At 64.8% G+C, this 16,779-nt stretch carries 13 protein-coding genes and 1 tRNA gene; 4 read left to right on the top strand and 10 right to left on the bottom strand.

Going from position 1 to position 16,779, the window contains the following annotated elements; genetic code table 11:
* Nucleotides 1–11 precede the first annotated feature (11 nt).
* From H587_RS0101535 to carB, 4 genes are read right to left on the bottom strand one after another with little or no spacing between them, the layout of a single operon-like run.
* Complete coding sequence (locus H587_RS0101535) at nucleotides 12–581, bottom strand: hypothetical protein (RefSeq protein WP_027174751.1); 570 nt, start codon at nucleotides 579–581, stop codon at nucleotides 12–14.
* Between the two features lies 1 nt (nucleotide 582).
* On the bottom strand, nucleotides 583–1,602 hold the full coding sequence (locus tag H587_RS0101530) for a KpsF/GutQ family sugar-phosphate isomerase (protein ID WP_027174750.1): 1,020 nt from the start codon (nucleotides 1,600–1,602) through the stop codon (nucleotides 583–585).
* A 13-nt stretch (nucleotides 1,603–1,615) separates the two neighbouring features.
* On the bottom strand, nucleotides 1,616–3,034 hold the full coding sequence (purF, locus tag H587_RS0101525) for an amidophosphoribosyltransferase (RefSeq protein ID WP_027174749.1): 1,419 nt from the start codon (nucleotides 3,032–3,034) through the stop codon (nucleotides 1,616–1,618).
* Nucleotides 3,035–3,055: 21 nt separating this feature from the next.
* A complete protein-coding gene (carB, locus tag H587_RS0101520) occupies nucleotides 3,056–6,298 on the bottom strand; it encodes a carbamoyl-phosphate synthase large subunit (RefSeq protein WP_027174748.1) in 3,243 nt (1,080 codons plus the stop codon).
* A gap of 308 nt (nucleotides 6,299–6,606) precedes the next feature.
* Between carB and H587_RS21015 the strand changes: the two genes are divergently transcribed.
* The gene (locus H587_RS21015) at nucleotides 6,607–6,834 is read left to right on the top strand and encodes a FeoA family protein (protein ID WP_027174747.1); all 228 of its coding nucleotides are present in this window, start codon (nucleotides 6,607–6,609) and stop codon (nucleotides 6,832–6,834) included.
* A 55-nt stretch (nucleotides 6,835–6,889) separates the two neighbouring features.
* Nucleotides 6,890–7,855: a YbgA family protein gene (locus H587_RS0101510; RefSeq protein WP_027174746.1), complete on the top strand. Its 966-nt coding sequence runs from the start codon at nucleotides 6,890–6,892 to the stop codon at nucleotides 7,853–7,855.
* A gap of 52 nt (nucleotides 7,856–7,907) precedes the next feature.
* Here H587_RS0101510 and metG read toward each other — a convergent pair whose 3' ends face one another.
* From metG to H587_RS16870, 5 genes are all read right to left on the bottom strand, one after another.
* A complete protein-coding gene (metG, locus tag H587_RS0101505) occupies nucleotides 7,908–9,833 on the bottom strand; it encodes a methionine--tRNA ligase (protein ID WP_027174745.1) in 1,926 nt (641 codons plus the stop codon).
* 29 nt (nucleotides 9,834–9,862) lie between these two features.
* Nucleotides 9,863–10,897 (bottom strand): PSP1 domain-containing protein, encoded by a 1,035-nt coding sequence (locus H587_RS0101500; protein ID WP_027174744.1) that lies wholly within the window; start codon nucleotides 10,895–10,897, stop codon nucleotides 9,863–9,865.
* Between the two features lie 103 nt (nucleotides 10,898–11,000).
* On the bottom strand, nucleotides 11,001–11,405 hold the full coding sequence (locus tag H587_RS0101495; RefSeq protein WP_027174743.1) for a response regulator: 405 nt from the start codon (nucleotides 11,403–11,405) through the stop codon (nucleotides 11,001–11,003).
* A 71-nt stretch (nucleotides 11,406–11,476) separates the two neighbouring features.
* Complete coding sequence (locus H587_RS16875) at nucleotides 11,477–12,331, bottom strand: MBL fold metallo-hydrolase (protein ID WP_034608391.1); 855 nt, start codon at nucleotides 12,329–12,331, stop codon at nucleotides 11,477–11,479.
* 91 nt (nucleotides 12,332–12,422) lie between these two features.
* Nucleotides 12,423–14,852: a DNA internalization-related competence protein ComEC/Rec2 gene (locus H587_RS16870; protein ID WP_034608390.1), complete on the bottom strand. Its 2,430-nt coding sequence runs from the start codon at nucleotides 14,850–14,852 to the stop codon at nucleotides 12,423–12,425.
* A 93-nt stretch (nucleotides 14,853–14,945) separates the two neighbouring features.
* Here H587_RS16870 and H587_RS0101480 point away from each other — a divergent pair, with 93 nt between their 5' ends.
* Nucleotides 14,946–15,230: a c-type cytochrome gene (locus tag H587_RS0101480; RefSeq protein ID WP_027174742.1), complete on the top strand. Its 285-nt coding sequence runs from the start codon at nucleotides 14,946–14,948 to the stop codon at nucleotides 15,228–15,230.
* A 72-nt stretch (nucleotides 15,231–15,302) separates the two neighbouring features.
* Here H587_RS0101480 and murA read toward each other — a convergent pair whose 3' ends face one another.
* On the bottom strand, nucleotides 15,303–16,553 hold the full coding sequence (murA, locus tag H587_RS0101475; RefSeq protein ID WP_027174741.1) for a UDP-N-acetylglucosamine 1-carboxyvinyltransferase: 1,251 nt from the start codon (nucleotides 16,551–16,553) through the stop codon (nucleotides 15,303–15,305).
* Between the two features lie 111 nt (nucleotides 16,554–16,664).
* Between murA and H587_RS0101470 the strand changes: the two genes are divergently transcribed.
* Nucleotides 16,665–16,740 (top strand) — tRNA-His (locus tag H587_RS0101470).
* Nucleotides 16,741–16,779 lie beyond the last annotated feature (39 nt).

Genomic DNA, 16,779 nt, shown 5'->3' with positions numbered 1-16,779 from the left:
CATCCTCGTCCTCAGAAACCGCGCCGGACCGGCGCCAGGCCGCGTCGGGGCGGCAGGCCCCAGGCCAGGCGCAGGCGCCCATGCAGGTCGAAAACTTCGGCCCGGGTCATGGCAAGCCGCTCCAGAAGCCCGGCGACGCTCCGGGATTCCCGGCGGACCAAGCACCCCTGGGCGTCGAACACCGTGATCTCCACGCCCGTGACCCACAGCGGAAACAGGCGGCAGTAATAGGGCCGCCCCTCGCGAGGCAGCAGGCAGCCCTGGGTTCCCAGGAGCCGACAGGCTCCCCGTTCGTCCAAGGCCAGACGGAAATGTTGCTTGCGGGCCGGAAACAGCGCCCGGACCTCCGCCTCCTCCCCCGGGAACAGGCGGCAGACCCCGTCCACGAAGGCCGCCGTGTTGTCCTGGAGGGCGAAGCCTCCAGACGCGGGCAGAATGTCACGGATGCGGGCCTGCTCCACTTTGGACAGGGGAAAGCAGAACTCTTCCCGCCCGATTTCGGTGCGGCAGCAGGTGGGGCCTTGCAGCGCGCAGCGGGCGCAGACGCCCGGATCGCCCGCCTGGCTGTGGGCCGTCACCATGTCAGTCGCCGACACCGCCGCTGGACGAACCGGAGGCAAAGCGGAAGCGGCCCTTGCCCAACAGGTCATGGAGGTGGATGAGCCCGGCCAGTCGCTCGTTCTCGCCCACCACGGGCAGGACCAGGATCTGGTGCGCCTCCATGATGTCCAGGGCGCGGGCCGCCGAGTCCCCCACGCGGACGCGCCGGGGGTTGCGGGTCATATGCGCCTCCACCGGATCTTTCGCCTGGAAGCCGCCCTTGCAGACCATACGCCGCACGTCGCCGTCGGTGAGCACCCCGCTCACGCGGCCGTCCGCGTCCAAAACAGCCACCAAGCCCAGCCCGCCCCGGTTGAGCGTTTCCAGGGCCTGGGACAGGGGCGCTCCGAGCCGCGCCAGAGGGAGGTTCTCCGTGTGCATGAGCGACTGAACGAAGAGCGAGAGCTGACGCCCCAGGCTGCCGCCCGGATGGACGCGGCGGAAGTCGTTCGTGTCGAAACCCTTGTACTCCATGAGGCAGACGGCCAGGGCGTCGCCGACGGCAAGGGTCGCTGTGGTGCTGGCCGTGGGGGCCAAGCCCAGCGGGCAGGCTTCGCGCGGCACATGCACCGGAATGACCGCGTCGGCCAAACGCCCCAGGGAGGATTCGGGATTGCCGGTAAGGGCCGCGATGAACGCGCCCAGGGTTCGGAACGCGGGCAGGATGTTCAGCAGTTCGTCGGTCTCGCCGCTGTTGGACAGGGCCAGGATCACGTCGTCGGAGCGGATCATGCCCATGTCGCCGTGCGCCCCCTCCACGGGGTGGAGGAAATAGGACGGCGTACCGGTGCTCGACAAGGTGGCCGCGATCTTGCGCCCCACCAGCCCGGACTTGCCGATGCCCGTGACCACCACGCGACCGGTGCAACGGGCCATGTTCCGCAGAACCTGGAGGAATCCCGGGCCGATCTGGTCGCGCGCGGCGGCCAGTCCCTCGACCTCGATGTCCAGAACCTCGCGGGCCAGGGCCAGCCAGTCGCGTTCCGGGGCCAGGCTGTTCATTGGCATGCGTCTCCTAGCAGAACTGCTTGATGATGCCGGGAGCGGCCTGATCCTCCAGGCACATCTTGCCGAGGTGGTCCGGCAACGCCACGGGATAGTCCCCGTTGAAGCAGGCCAGGCAGTAGGAATCCCTGCTCTTCACCGAGGAGAGAAGTCCCTCGATGGAGAGGTAGTGCAGGGAGTCCAGACCGATGAAGCGGGCGATGTCGGCCACCGGCGTATTGGCCGCGATGAGTTCGCCCTTGGAGGAAAAATCGATGCCGTAGAAGCAGGGGAACTTGATGGTCGGACAGGCGACCCGCATGTGGATCTCCCGCGCTCCCAGTTCCCGCAGCTTCTTCACGCGGGTGCGGATGGTCGTGCCGCGCACGATGGAGTCCTCGACGATGAGGATGCGCTTGCCCGCGATCATGCTCCGCACGGGATTGAGCTTCACCCGCACCCCGAAGTCGCGCATGTTCTGGGAGGGCTGGATGAAGGTGCGCCCCACGTAGTGGTTGCGGATCATGGCGAATTCCAACGGCAGACCGGAGGCCTGGGCGTAGCCCAGGGCGGCGTAGGAACCGGAGTCCGGGAAGGGCATGACGTAGTCAGCCTCCACCGGGGCTTCCAGGGCCAGAATCTTGCCCATCTCCTTGCGGCGCTCGTAGACCACCTCGTCGAAGACCAGGGAGTCGGGCCGGGCGAAGTAGATGAGTTCGAAGATGCACTGGCTCGTGCGTCCGGGCTCGGCGATGCGGTAGCTCTGCATATGGTTGCCCTGGATCACGACCATTTCGCCGGGCTCCACGGAACGCAGATATTCGGCCTCCACGAGGTCGAAGGCGCACGTCTCGGAGGCGAAACAGTAACTCGTGCCGAGACGGCCCAGGGCCAGGGGCCGAAAGCCGTTCGGATCGCGCACGGCGATGAGCTTGTCGTTGGCCATGATGAGCAAGGAGTATGCGCCCTTGATCTTCTGGCAGGCCTTGATGACGGCCTCCTCCAGAGTGGAGCCGTTCATGTTCTTGGCGATGAGGTGGACGAAGACCTCGGTGTCCATGGTGGTCTGGAAGATGGACCCCTGGGCTTCCAGTTCACGGCGCAGCTCGAAGGTGTTCACGAGGTTGCCGTTGTGCCCCACGGCCAAACGGTAGTCGCCGAAGCGGACCATGAAGGGCTGGGCGTTGCGCAGCAGCGAGACGCCCGTGGTGGAGTAGCGGATGTGGCCCATGGCCACATTGCCCTTGAGTTCCTTGCCCAGGTGCCGCTCGTTGAAGACCTCGGCAACCAGGCCCATTCCCCGCTGTTCGCGGAGCTTGGTCCCGTCCCAGGAGACGATGCCCGCCGACTCCTGCCCCCGGTGCTGGAGGGCGTAGAGGCCGAAATAGGTCATGCGCGCGGCCTCGGGATGGCCATAAATGCCGAAGAGACCGCAGTATTCCTTCTTCATTCGCGAATCCGTCCTGGAGCGTCAGCCCCGTTTCAGGCCGTAATGGTCCTGCATGCAGCGCACCTTGAGGCCGCTGCCCCGCACTTCGCCGATGGCCTGGGCCATGGCCCGGGCGCCCGTGACGGTGGTGGTGTAGGGAACGCCGTAGAGCAACGCAGCCTGCCGGAGTTTCTTGGAGTCGTGCACCGTGCGCCTGCCCGAGGGCGTGTTGATCAGGAGATTGATGGCCTTGTTCTTGATGTGGTCCACCACGTTGGGGCGTCCCTCGAAGACCTTGAAGATGGTCTCGGTCTCCACCCCGTGCTCGTTGAGATAGATGCCGGTCCCGGCCGTGGCCATGATCTTGAAGCCAAGATCCTTGAACGTCTTGGCCACGGGCACGATGGCCGCCTTGTCCCGGTCGTTCACGGAGATGAACACGCACCCCTCGCTCGGCAAGCGCTGCCCCGAGGCCAGTTGGGCCTTCATGAAGGCCAGGCCGACGCCCTGGTCGATGCCCATGACCTCGCCGGTGGAGCGCATCTCGGGCCCCAGGAGCACGTCGACCCCGGGAAAGCGGTTGAAGGGGAAGACCGATTCCTTGACCGAGACATAGCCGGACTTGCGCATGCTCCAGGGGTCCAGATCCTTGACCTTCTCCCCGAGCATGACCCGAGTGGCCAGCTTGGCCAGGGGCACGCCCGTGGCCTTGGAGACGAAGGGCGAGGTTCTCGAGGCCCGGGGGTTCACTTCCAGAATGTAGATCTCGCCGTCCTTGATGGCGTACTGGATGTTCATCAGGCCGACCACGTTCAGTTCACGTGCCAGGGCCTCGGTCTGACGCTCGATCTCGGCCACCAGATGGGCCGGGATGGTATGCGGCGGCAGGACGCAGGCCGAATCGCCGGAGTGGATGCCGGCCTCCTCGATGTGCTCCATGACCCCGCCCACATAGGTGTCCGTGCCGTCGGACAGGGCGTCCACGTCCACCTCGATGGCGCTCTCCAGGAACTTGTCCAGAAGAATGGGGTGCTCGGGCGAGAGCACCGCAACCTGCTTGAAAAACTCCTCGAACTCATCCATGGAGTAGACGATCTCCATGCCCCGGCCGCCCAACACGTAGGACGGGCGCACGACCAGGGGAAAGCCGATCTCGGCCGCCGCGACCTTGCCCTGCTCCAAAGACTGCACCGTGGCGTTGCGCGGCTGTTTGAGCCCAAGCTTCTGGAGGAGCTGCTTGAAGCGTTCGCGATCCTCGGCGCGGTCGATGCTGTCCGGCGAGGTGCCGAGGATCTTCACCCCGGCGTTGAGCAGCGGCACGGCAAGGTTCAACGGGGTTTGGCCGCCGAACTGGACGATGACCCCGTCGGGCTGCTCGAAGTCGATGATGTTCAGCACGTCCTCGTAGGTCAAGGGCTCGAAGTAGAGCCGGTCCGAGGTGTCGTAGTCCGTGCTCACGGTCTCCGGGTTGGAGTTGACCATGATGGACTTGATCCCCATCTCGCGCAGAGCGAAGGATGAGTGGCAGCAGCAGTAGTCGAATTCGATGCCCTGGCCGATGCGGTTGGGGCCGCCGCCGAGGATGACCACCTTCCTGCCTTCGCTGGGCGTGACCTCGCGGCCGGACTCGTAGGTGGAATAGTAGTACGGCGTATAGGCCTCGAACTCCGCGGCGCAGGTGTCCACCAGGTAGTAGGTGGGCAGGATGTCCAGGGACTTGCGCAGGGCCCTGATCTCATCCTCGCTCTTCTTCCAGAGGGTGGCCAGCTGGCGGTCGGAGTAGCCGTACTCCTTGGCCTTGCGCAACACGGCCGGGAGTTCTGCGTTGCCCGCGTCCACATGTCCGGCGCAACCGAACCGTTTGAGTTCGGCCTCGAAGTCCAGCACGTCCCGGATCTGTCGCAGGAACCAGGGGTCGATGGAGGTGGCCTTGAATATCTCCTCCTCGGAGAGGCCCGCCAGCATGGCGTGACGCACGGCGAAGAGCCGCTTGGAATTGGGCTTGCGCAGGCTGGCCATGATCCCGGCCTTGTCCAGGCCGTTGGGCTCGAAATTCTTGCCCAGGCCCGGCACGCCGATCTCCAAGGAGCGCAGGCCCTTCTGCATGGCCTCCTTGAAGGTCCGGCCGATGGCCATGGTCTCGCCCACGCTCTTCATGGCCGTGGTCAGGTAGTCCTCGGAGCCCGGGAACTTCTCGAAGGTGAAGCGTGGAATCTTGATCACGCAGTAGTCGATGGCGGGCTCGAAGGAGGCCATGGTCTCACGCGTGATGTCGTTGGGAATCTCATCCAGGGTATAGCCCACGGCCAGTTTGGCCGCGATCTTGGCGATGGGGAAACCGGTGGCCTTGGAGGCCAGGGCCGAGGACCGCGACACGCGCGGATTCATCTCGATGACCACCATGTCGCCGTTGGCCGGGTTGAGGGCGAACTGCACATTGGAGCCGCCGGTCTCCACGCCGATCTCACGCATGATCGCCAGGGAGGCGTCGCGCATGAGCTGGTATTCCTGGTCCGTGAGGGTCTGGGAGGGAGCCACGGTGATGGAGTCGCCGGTATGCACGCCCATGGGGTCAAGGTTCTCGATGGAGCAGATGATGACGCAGTTGTCCTTCTTGTCGCGCATCACCTCCAACTCGAACTCCTTCCAGCCGAGCACGGATTCCTCGAGCATGACCTCGTGCTTCATGGACGCGGCCAGTCCCTGGGCCGCGATGGCCTCCAGATCTTCCATGTTGTAGGCCACGCCGCCGCCGGTTCCGGCCAGGGTGAAGGCCGGACGGATGATGATCGGGAAGGGCAGCTTCTGACCCCAGAGGCGCACCTCGTCCATGGTCCGGGCGATGCCGCTCTGCGGCACCTTGAGCCCGATGTTCTCCATGGCCTGGCGAAACAATTCGCGGCTCTCGGCCTTCTTGATCACCGGCAGGGAGGCGCCGATGAGTTCCACGCCGAAGAGGTCCAGAACGCCGGACTCGGCCAGGGCAACGGCCGTGTTCAGGCCGGTCTGACCGCCCAGGGTGGGCAGGATGGCGTCGGGCCGCTCCTTCTCGATGATCTTGGCCACGGTCTCGGGCTCGATGGGCTCGATGTAGGTGCGGTCGGCCAGCTCCGGGTCGGTCATGATGGTGGCCGGATTGGAGTTGACGAGGACCACCTCGTAGCCCTCTTCCTTCAAGGCCTTGAGGGCTTGGGTGCCGGAGTAGTCGAACTCGCAGGCCTGGCCGATGACGATGGGCCCCGAGCCGATGAGCATGATCTTCTTCAGGTCCGTACGCTTAGGCATGGATTCCGCCGGGTCGGTTTGATGGTTCCGAGGGATGCTCCGGAAGCACCGGATGGTAAGCATTCACGAGTCGAAGGGCAAGTGGGGAGAGCTGACGCACGGCCCCCCTGATAGCCCAGAACCGCCACGGGGGCAACATCCAAGACGAGGCTTGTCCCACAAGGCTTTCAGAGTTCACGCGATACCTGTTGACAGCCACGAAATTGATTCTTATTCTCACGTCCATGAAGTTTCCTCACTGCGGTTGCCACGGCGTATCGAAGCACCACCAGCATCATTCGGGGCACGGCCAGGACGGGCTCCGCTCCCTGGCTTCCTTCCCAAACGGATCCATCGTGCGCATCGCCCGCGTGGAGGACTGCGCCTGCCCCCGCTGCCGGGTCTTCGCCCTGGGCCTGACTCCGGGCACCACGGTGGAAATACTCTCCTCCAGCCCCGGCCCCTGCCGTCTCCGCGTGCGCGGCTCCGACCTCGTGGTGGGGCACGGCATCGCCGAAAAGATCCTGGCCGTCGAGGAAGCTGTCTGTCCGGCCTGAGCAGACCGCTCTCGCCCCCCTTGCCATTTCGGCTCTTCAGTGCTTTTCTGGGTCAATGAACGCCCCAGCCGCCCCCATTCTGAAACTCGGCGTGAGCCGCTGCCTGCTCGGCGAGAACGTGCGCTTCGACGGCGGCCACAAACTGGACCATTTCCTGCGTGACACCCTGGGGCCCTTCGTCCAGTTCGTTCCGGTCTGCCCGGAGGTGGAGTGCGGCCTGCCCGTGCCGCGCGAAGCCATGCGTCTGGTGGGCGATCCCGAACGCCCGCGCCTGCTGACCCGGAAAACCGGCATCGATCACACGGAGCGCATGACGGCCTGGGCCGCGACCGCCCTGGACCGCCTGGAGTCCGAAGACTTGTGCGGCTTCATCTTCAAGTACGGCTCCCCCTCCAGCGGCATGTCCCAGGTCAAGGTCTACCCTCCCGATGGCGGAGTGCCGTCCAAGCGCGGAGTGGGCCTCTTCGCCCGGCTCTTCATGGAACGCTTTCCGCTGCTGCCCGTGGAGGATGAGGGACGACTGCACGACCCGGCGTTGCGGGAAAACTTCCTGACCCGAATCTTCGTCATGCGCCGTTGGCGGGACTTCCTGGAAAACGATCCCACCCCCGGAAAGCTGGTGGACTTCCACACCCGGCACAAGCTCCTGATCATGGCCCACGCCATCCCGGCCTACCGCGAACTGGGCCGCATGGTGGCCGCCGCCCGGGGCGAGGAATTGGGCGCCCTGGCGGGGGATTACGCCACGCTGCTCTTCCCCACGCTCAGCCTGCTCTCGACGGTAAAGAAGAACGTCAACGTGCTCCAGCATATCATGGGCTATTTCAAGAAAGTGCTCGAGCCCGACGAGAAGCGGGAGTTGCTGGAGGTCATCGGGGCCTACGGCCGGGAGCTGACGCCGCTCATCGTGCCCGTGACCCTGCTCAACCACTACGTGCGCAAATACGGCCAGGAGTATCTGGCGGGGCAGGTCTACCTCAATCCCCACCCCCTGGAACTGAAGCTGCGCAATCATGCTTGAAAAAAAGGCCGCCCGGAACCGGACGGCCTTTTCAATACAATTCCCGCTCCGATTAGGATACGCGGCTCCCTCCGGGAACCTGGCCCGGAGTGGCGAGCAGTTCCATGCCCGCTTCGGTCTTCACCGTCAGGATCATGCCCTGGGAGAGCTGTTTGCGGATTTTGCGCGGCTTGAGGTTGGCCACGACCACGACCTGGCGGCCGGGCAGTTCCTCGGGCTTGAAGAATTCGGCGATGCCCGAGACGATCTGTCGGGGTTCGGCCTCGCCCAGGTCCACGCGCACCACCAGGAGCTTGTCCGCGTCCGGATGACGCAGGGCTTCCAGCACGGTGCCCACGCGGATGTCCAGTTTCTGGAAATCCTCGAACTCGGCCTCGGCCAGGGGCTCGGCCTTGGGCGCGGGCTTGGGCGCGCCTTCGGGCTTGGGCGTGGGCGCGGGCTCGGGCAGCTCCACGCGCGGGAAGAGATTGGAGGACTCGGCCACCTGCGAACCGCTGTCCAGGATGCCCCAGGCGTCCAACTCCTTGGGCAGATAGACCTTCTCCTTATCGAAGGTCATGCCCAGCTGAGCCAGCATGCGCTCGGCGGACGCGGGCATGACCGGCCAGAGATGCACGGCGATCTTGCGCATGTTCTCCAGCAGCACATACATGACCGTGGACAGTCGGGCCGTGTTCTTGTTCTTGAAAAGCGTCCAAGGTGCGGTGGAATCGATGTACTTGTTCAGGCCGCGCACCATCTCCCAGAGGCCTTCCAGGCCGCGTGAACACTGAAATTCCTCGAAGTGCCGCTGGAACTTCTCCATGGCCTCGCGGCCCAGACGCTTGATCTCCGCGTCCTCCGGCCCCTCCTCCTGCGGTATGGGGATCTTGCCGCCGAAGTACTTGTGACACATGGCCAGGGAGCGGTTGAAGAGGTTGCCGAGGTCGTTGGCCAGGTCGGCGTTGAGCCGCCCCACGAGGGCTTCCTCGGAAAACGCGGCGTCCGAGCCGAAGACCATCTCGCGCAGCAGGAAATAGCGGAAGGCGTCCACTCCGTAGGCGTCGACCATCTTCAACGGCTCGATGACATTGCCCAGGGACTTGGACATCTTGGCTTCGCGCACGAGCCAGTAGCCGTGGACGTTCAGGCTCAGGTACGGCGTCAGTCCGGCGGCCTTGAGCATGGTCGGCCAAAAGATGGCGTGCGGCTTGAGGATGTCCTTGGCGACGATATGGTTGGCGAAGGGCCAGAATTTCTTGAACTTTTCCCCTCGCGGCCAGCCCAGGGCCGAAAGGTAGTTGATGAGCGCGTCGAACCAGACGTAGCAAACGTAGTTCGAGTCGAACGGCAGATCGATGCCCCAGGTCAGCCTGGACTTGGGCCGCGAGATGCAAAGATCCTCCAGCGCGCCGGACTCCAGGAGGCTCAGGACCTCGTTGCGGTACTGGCGGGGGCGGATGAAGTCCGGGTTGGCCTTGATGTGGTCGATGAGCCAGCCCTGGTACTTGGACATGCGGAAGAAGTAGTTCTTCTCCGCGATGTACTCCGGCTTGGTCTGGTGGTCCGGACAAAGGCCGTCCACCAGCTCCTTCTCGGTGTAGAAGCGCTCACAGCCGAAGCAGTAATGCCCGCCGTACTCGCCGAAGTAGATGTCCCCGGCGTCGTAGACCTTCTGAAGCACCTCCTGAACCACCTTGACGTGCTTGGGATCCGTGGTGCGGATGAACTGGTCGTTGGCGATGCCCAGCTTGGGCCAAAGGTCGCGGAACAGGGAGCTGATGTGGTCCGCGTATTCCTTTGGCGACTGGCCCGAGGCCGCCGCGGCCTTGACGATCTTGTCCCCGTGCTCATCAGTGCCGGTGAGAAAATAGGTCTGGGCTCCCATGAGCAGATTGAAGCGGGTCAGGGTGTCGGCCACCACCGTGGTGTAGGCGTGTCCCAGGTGGGGTTTGGCGTTGACGTAATAGATGGGCGTGGAGACGAAAAAGCGTTCCAAGACGCGTCACTCCTTGGCTTGGAAAACGATCAGGATTCTTCCGGCTTGGGGCCGCGCCCGGGACGGCGTGAACGGCGGCGCTTGCGGGGCTTGCCGCGCCGGGGCTCTTCGGTCCCGTCGGCTCCGGATTCACGCGGGGCCTCCCCCTCCTCGGCCAGGGCGTCGACGGGCTCGTCGAGGATCTCCCCTTCGGCCTGGGCGGCTTCCGGCCGGGAAGCCGGTTCCTGGCGCTCCTCGGCCTGCTGCTGGCCCTTCTTGGAAATCTGCTGCCACTGTTCGAGGGGAATCTCCTTCTCCTCCAGTCCCTCCACCCACAGGGTCAGAGTCTTCTTGAAGAAGTTGGAGCGCAGGATCTTCACCTGGCCCAGCGTGGTCTGGTACTTCTTGCCGATCTTCGGGCACTGCTTGTGGAACTCCTCGTAGCCCTGCTGCTCGTACGACAGGCAACAGAGGAGGCGGCCGCAGATGCCGGATATCTTCGTGGGATTGAGGAACAGGTTCTGCTCCTTGGCCATCTTGATGGTCACCGGAGCGAACTTGCGCAGGAAACGGCGGCAGCAGCAAAGCTGACCGCAGTTGCCGATGGCCCCGAGCATCTGGGTCTCATGGCGCACGCCGATCTGGCGCAGCTCGATGCGGGTGCGGTACTCACGCACCAAATCCTTGATGAGTTCGCGGAAATCGATGCGGCCGGGAGCGGTGAAGTAGAAGATCATCTTGCCGCGATCGAAATGGACCTCCACGTCCACCAGCTTCATGTCCAGGCTCAGCCGACGGATGCAGTCGCGGCAGAAGCGGTAGGCGTCACGGGCCAGACGCTCGTTCTCCGCCGCCGAACGCAGGTCTTCCTCATTGGCCAATCTGTAAATGGGCTTGATCTCGGAGTCCTGCTCCTCGCCCTCGGCCGAAACCTCGCCGGGCCGCACATCAATGACCGTGCCGAGGCCCATGCCCTGCTCCGTGCGCACGATGACGGACTGGCCCGCCTGAACCACGAACGGGCCCGAGGTGAAATAATACACCTGTCCGTAATCGTTGAACTTTACACCGAGTATTTGACTCATGCATTCCTTCACAGACAAAGTGGCCCCACGACGGCGTCGAGCAAGTGGAGAGCCTTACCCCAGATCAACGCAAACAGCAAACAGGCCGGGAGCCGCGACGTGCCTATTCGACGGAGAGGAAACCCAGGTTGCGCAATTCTTCCAGCAGGGCCTCCTCGGAGATGGGCTTGACCAAATAGGAAGCGGCTCCGCCCAGGAAGAAGGCGTCATGCGTCTCCTTCTTGTCGTCGAGCATGGTGGTGACGATGACCTTGACCTCCTGGCCGGAATTCCCTCCCCGATCGCTCTCCAGGGCGCGGATCTCCCGCAGGGCCTGATGTCCGTCCATCTCCGGCAGGACAAGATCCAGGCAGATGAGGTCGTAGGGCCGCGTCTCCTCCAGCGCGCGCTTGAAGGCGAAGACGGCTTCCTCGCCGTTCACGGCGATGTCGCATTGTCCGAAGGGCCGCAGGATATCGTGCAGCATGGTGCGGCAATAGAAATCGTCTTCAACGATCAAGACCCGCATGCGTCCTCCCGGGAGAAAAAGGTCGGAATCTGACGAAACGAAGTATCTTGTAAGGCGGTGGGCAGTGAAAATCAAGACGGGAGCGGCCTGACCTCGAACTCGGCGTCCTGGCGCACGCCGAAGCATTCCGGACCGCTCCCCAGGACGCTCACGGTTTCGCGGCAGGCGCGGACCATGCGGTCCACTCCGGCGTCGTCGCGATCCTGGTTGTGGTGGTAGAGGCCGAAGCGGCGGACGCCCGCGGCCACGGCAAGATCCAGGGCGGCGCGGGAGTGGGAATGGCCCCAGGTCCGTTTCTGGAGGTATTCTTCCTCGGTGTATTCGGCGTCGTGGAAGAGCAGATCCGCCCCCCGGCAGAACTCCACATATTCCTCCACGCTCCGGCCGCCGCGATGGCGGTGCGACAATTCGTTGTCGGTAAGAAAGACGAAAGCCGCCCCGTCCTCCTCGAAACGATAGCCCACGCCCATGTTCGGGTGCGAGAGCGGGATGGCCCGCACGGTCAGCCCGCCCAGGCGCAGGACATCGCCGCAGGTGGAAACGAAGTCCAGCTTGGCCCGAATCTCGCCGAACGGCACGGGAAAATGCGGCGGAGCCATGATCCGCGCCAGCAGCTTGCCCATATCGCCCTGGAGGCTTCGGCAGCTGTGAATGGTCAACGCGGCCCGCTCCATATAGATGGGCTTGAAGAAGGGAAACCCCAGAATGTGATCCCAGTGGGTGTGGGTGAAGAGCAGATCGTAGTCGAGGATGCCCTCGGCCAGGAGGCGATTGCCCAGACGGCGGATTCCCGAGCCGGCGTCCACGATGACGACTCGGCCGTCGCGGGCGCGCACCTCGATGCAGGCGGTATCGCCGCCGTATTTGACGCACTCCTTCCCTGAAACGGCGATGGAGCCGCGCGCGCCCCAGCAACGGACGATCACGAGCCGTTCCTGACGGGCCGGAAACCCCGTCCGCACGAGCCTATGGAGGTTGTGCTCAGCATCAGACACTTCCCATAGCCTGTCGCCAGTCTCATGGCAATAGACCAAGCGATGTGGTCTCGGGAGACGACGGCAGGAACGGCTCCAGGACACCCGGAGAGCTTGGGCTGGACCAGCGGACTTCCAGTCGGCCGCTCGCGGCGGTGCTCCAGAGAGCCACCCCGCGTCGTCTGAAATCGTCCACCACGGTCTCATTGGGAAATCCGTAACCATTGAGAAAACCGCAGGAAACCAAGGCCGTGGACGGACTGACGGCGTCAATGAAACGCGGCAGGAACGACCCTTTGCTGCCGTGGTGCGGCAATACGAGCACCTCGGCCCGGAAATCACGGCCGGAGCCGAGCGCCTGCCGCAGCCCCACACGGTCCACGTCCCCGGGCAGAACGAGGAGTCCCCGGCCATCCCAGGTCAACCGCAGAATCAACGAATCGCGGTTGGAACGATTTGGATCGTCCAGTTCCGGGTGCAGCACCTCCAGGCGCAAGCCGCGCCCCAGGTCGAGGGCATCCCCGGCCTGGACAGTTCGTTGGGGCACGTCGTGCGCCGCGATTGCCTCGCGCAAGGCTTCGGGCGGTTCGGCGGCCGAGGCGAAGAGGCCCACGTCGAATCCCCGCAAAATCGCGCCCAACCCCCGCGCATGGTCCGTATCCGGGTGGCTCATGAGCACCGCCTCCAGCCGGGGCGGCCGTCCCCAGGTCAGGGCCGGGGCCACCACCGCCGCGCCGACGTCGAAGGTCGGGCTGTTGAATCCCCCTCCGTCCACCAGCACGCGCCGCCCGCCCGGCAGACCGATGAGCGCCGACTGGCCCTGCCCCACGTCCAGAAGGTCCAGGCGCGCCCCGCCCACGGCGTCGGAAACCGTGATCCAAAGATGCGGGCCGAGGAGAAGCCCCAGACCGACCCCCAGGAGACGGACGGGAACCCGCCGCGCCCGGAGCAACACCGGCAGACAGCCCAGGAGCAGCGCGGCCCCAAGCAGTTCCGACCAACGCGGGCGCAGGGTCAAAACCAGCGGCAGCCAGCCCCGGCCATCGGCCCAGGACAACAGTTCCATCACGGAGTCGGCCAGGGCGGCCGCCGTCGACAGGCAAGGCGCGGCGAGATCCGGCAAAACCGGCGCCAGGAGCAGACCCGCCAATCCCAAGGGCATGACCCCGAATCCCAGCACGGGCAGCCAGACGAGATTGGCCAGGAAGTTGGGATTCACGGCGCCGAAATGCCAAGCTTGCAACGGCAGGATGGCCAGGTTGGCGCAGAAACTCACCAGAAGCAGGCCCAGGGCCCAGCGCAGCGGCAGCCAAAGTCTCCGATTTCGACCGGGCAGAAGCCGCCACAGCGGCGGCAGGAACACCGCGATTCCGGCCACGGCCGCCGCAGAAAGCTGGAGGCTCAATTCCTGAATTTCCAGAGGATCGACCAGAAGAATCACGGCCAAGGCCAGGAAAAGGCCGTCCAGAAGCACACGCTCCCGGTCCAGGAGAAGCAGAACGGCCCAGGAGGCGAACATGCAGGCGGCCCGGATGAGCGAGGGCGCGGGTTGGCCCAGCCAAGCATAGCCGAGCACCAGGGGTGCGGCCAGGAGCACGGCCAGCTTGGGTCGGGGCAGGCGCAGCAGCAAGCCCGGCCGCAGCAACCCGAGGATGTGAGCCAGCCCCAATCCCAGGGCCGAGACGAAGCCGAGGTGCAGGCCGGACAGCGCCAGACTGTGGGACAGCCCGGCGTCGCGCATGAGTTCCAGCGTGGCCGGCTCCAGCAGAAAACGATCGCCCGTGGTCACGGCCAGGACCACGGCGCCGCCCTGGGTCGGCGGCGTCAGAATTTCCACTGCACTCCGCAGGGAGAGCCGCAGACCACCGACGCTGGCCGCGGGCTCCCGCCCGAGAACCACGCCGTCGTCGTCTCCCCGGGTGTAGACGCGCCAACCAACTCCCCGGCGCTCCCAGAATCCTTCCCAGTCCCAGGTTCCGGGATTGCCGAAGCCTCGAACCGGACGCGGACGCGCGGGAAACTCGACCTCCTGGCCTGGCCGTGGACGGGCCGAAGGGTATTCCCAGGTCCAAGCCACCATGCCGGGCGGCCTCCAGGATATTCCGTCCACGATACAGGTCACGTCGCGCAGCAGGATCACGAGCCGCTTGCCGGGGCGCGACTGGACCTCCTCCACCACCCCGCGCAGGGGAACGGTCCCGCGTTTCTCCACCCATGCGGGAGTTTCGGGGGCGGGGCCGGGCGCGCGCAAAACCATGTAGCCCAGCCCCAGGGCCCAGGCCAGAAGCAGAAGCCAAGCAGCCAGGGGCCGTGCCCGCAGATCGCGCCCGGCAAGCCAAAGCAGGGGCACGCCCAGGGCGGCTTCTGGATGGTCCAGGGAGAACAGACCGAGACAAAAAGCCAGGAACAGGATCTGCCAGGCGAAGAGACTTGGGGCGGGGCGAACGGCCTCCGGCGGCGTCCCCCGGCTCATGCAGCAAAGCCGCCGACGTTCATACGGCACCATGCAGTCGGCCCTGTGCTTTTCACGGAAAAATGATAGAGTGCCTCAAAACAGGAGGCTTCCATGAAACGCATGCTCCTCGCATCCTGCATCATCGCCCTGGGCCTGTTCGTGGGCCTGAACATCGCGTCCGCAGCCGATCCCGCGGCGGGAAAGGCCCTGGCCAAGAAGTGCAGCTGCCACAACGCCAAGAAGAACCTGGACGGCATGGACGCCAAGAAGTTCACCGGCCTGATGATGAACTACAAGGGAGGCAAGGGCGAACCCAAGTCCATGATCGGCATCGCCCAAAAACTCTCGGACGCCGATATCCAGGATCTGGCCGCCTACTATTCCGGCCTGAAGTGATCGCGCGCGCGGAGGGGGCCGGGGGAGGAGTCCCTCCCCTCTCTCGGCGTCCCGCCCCGACGCGGCGCTTCCTCATTCCGGGGCCCGGCGGATGCGCGCGCCCACGGCCGAGAGCTTGGCTTCGATGTTCTCGTAACCCCGATCCAGATGGTAGATGCGCTGCACCTCGGTGACGCCTTCGGCGGCCAGTCCGGCCAACACGAGGGAGGCGCTGGCCCGCAGATCCGAGGCCATCACCGGCGCGCCGACCAGCTTGGGCACTCCGCGCACCACGGCCGTACGGTCCTTGAGCTTGATGTTCGCGCCCAGGCGCACCAGCTCCAGGACGTGCATGAAACGGTTCTCGAAAATCTTCTCCTGAATGGACCCCGCACCCCTGGCCACGCACATGAGAGCCATGATCTGGGCCTGCATGTCCGTGGGGAAACCCGGATGCGGCTGGGTGGTCACGTCCACGCCGGTCAGTTCGCCGTCCCGGCGCACGATGACCCGCTCACCGTCCTCCTGGACCCAGACCCCCATCTCGCGCAATTTGTAGACCAGGGCGTCCAGCTCCTGGAATGGGCAGTCCAGGATCTCCAATTCTCCACCGGTGATGGGCGCGGCGATGAGAAACGTCCCGGCCTCGATGCGGTCGGGCATGACCCGATAGTCGCAGCCGCGCAGGGAGGAAACGCCCTCGACGCGGATGACGCTCGTGCCCTGGCCGCTGATCCTGGCTCCGCAGGCGTTCAGGAAATTCGCCAGGTCGGCTACCTCCGGCTCACGAGCCGCGTTCTCGAGCACGGTTTCGCCCTCGGCCAGACTGGCGGCCATGAGCAGATTCTCGGTGCCGCCCACGGTGGGAAAATCGAAGGTGATGTGGGCTCCCTTGAGCTTCTTGCAGCGCCCCAGGATGTAGCCGGAGGTCAACTCGAAGGTCGCGCCCATGCGTTCCAGGGCTTTGAGGTGCAGATCCACGGGCCGGGCGCCGATGGCGCAGCCGCCGGGCAGGGCCACCCGGGCCTCGCCCAGCAGGGCCAACAACGGCCCCAGACAAAGCACCGAGGCGCGCATGGTCTTGACCAGATCGTAGGGAGCCTCGGGCTTCAACTGCACGACCTGAGCCCGCACCACGTTCTCCTCGAATTCGCTCTCACATCCGAGGATATTCAACAATTTAAGCGTGGTGCGTATATCACGCAAGCGCGGCACGTTGCTCAGACGCACCGGGGTTTCGGCCAGCAGACAAGCCATGAGGATGGGCAGGGCGGCATTCTTGGAGCCGCTCACGCGGATGCGACCGCGCAAGGGAACGCCGCCCTCGATGATGAGTTTGTCCATGCAACCTTTCCTTGTTTTCTTCGCTGATGGAACCAGAGTTCGATAAGCACCCGGAGCACGAAATCACTTGACCGCCGCTCGGGCCTCGTATATACGCATCTTCCTTCTGTGGTGAGTGTAGCTCAGTTGGTAGAGTCCCAGATTGTGGCTCTGGTTGCCGTGGGTTCGAGTCCCATCACTCACCCCATTTTTCCGGGGATCATTCCCCTTCCAAGGCCGGGCGACA

It is taken from the genome of Desulfovibrio aminophilus DSM 12254, from assembly GCF_000422565.1.
Lineage (GTDB): Bacteria > Desulfobacterota > Desulfovibrionia > Desulfovibrionales > Desulfovibrionaceae > Aminidesulfovibrio > Aminidesulfovibrio aminophilus.
Note: the sequence above shows the minus strand (reverse complement) of the source record. Positions and strands in the feature narration are given on the sequence as shown.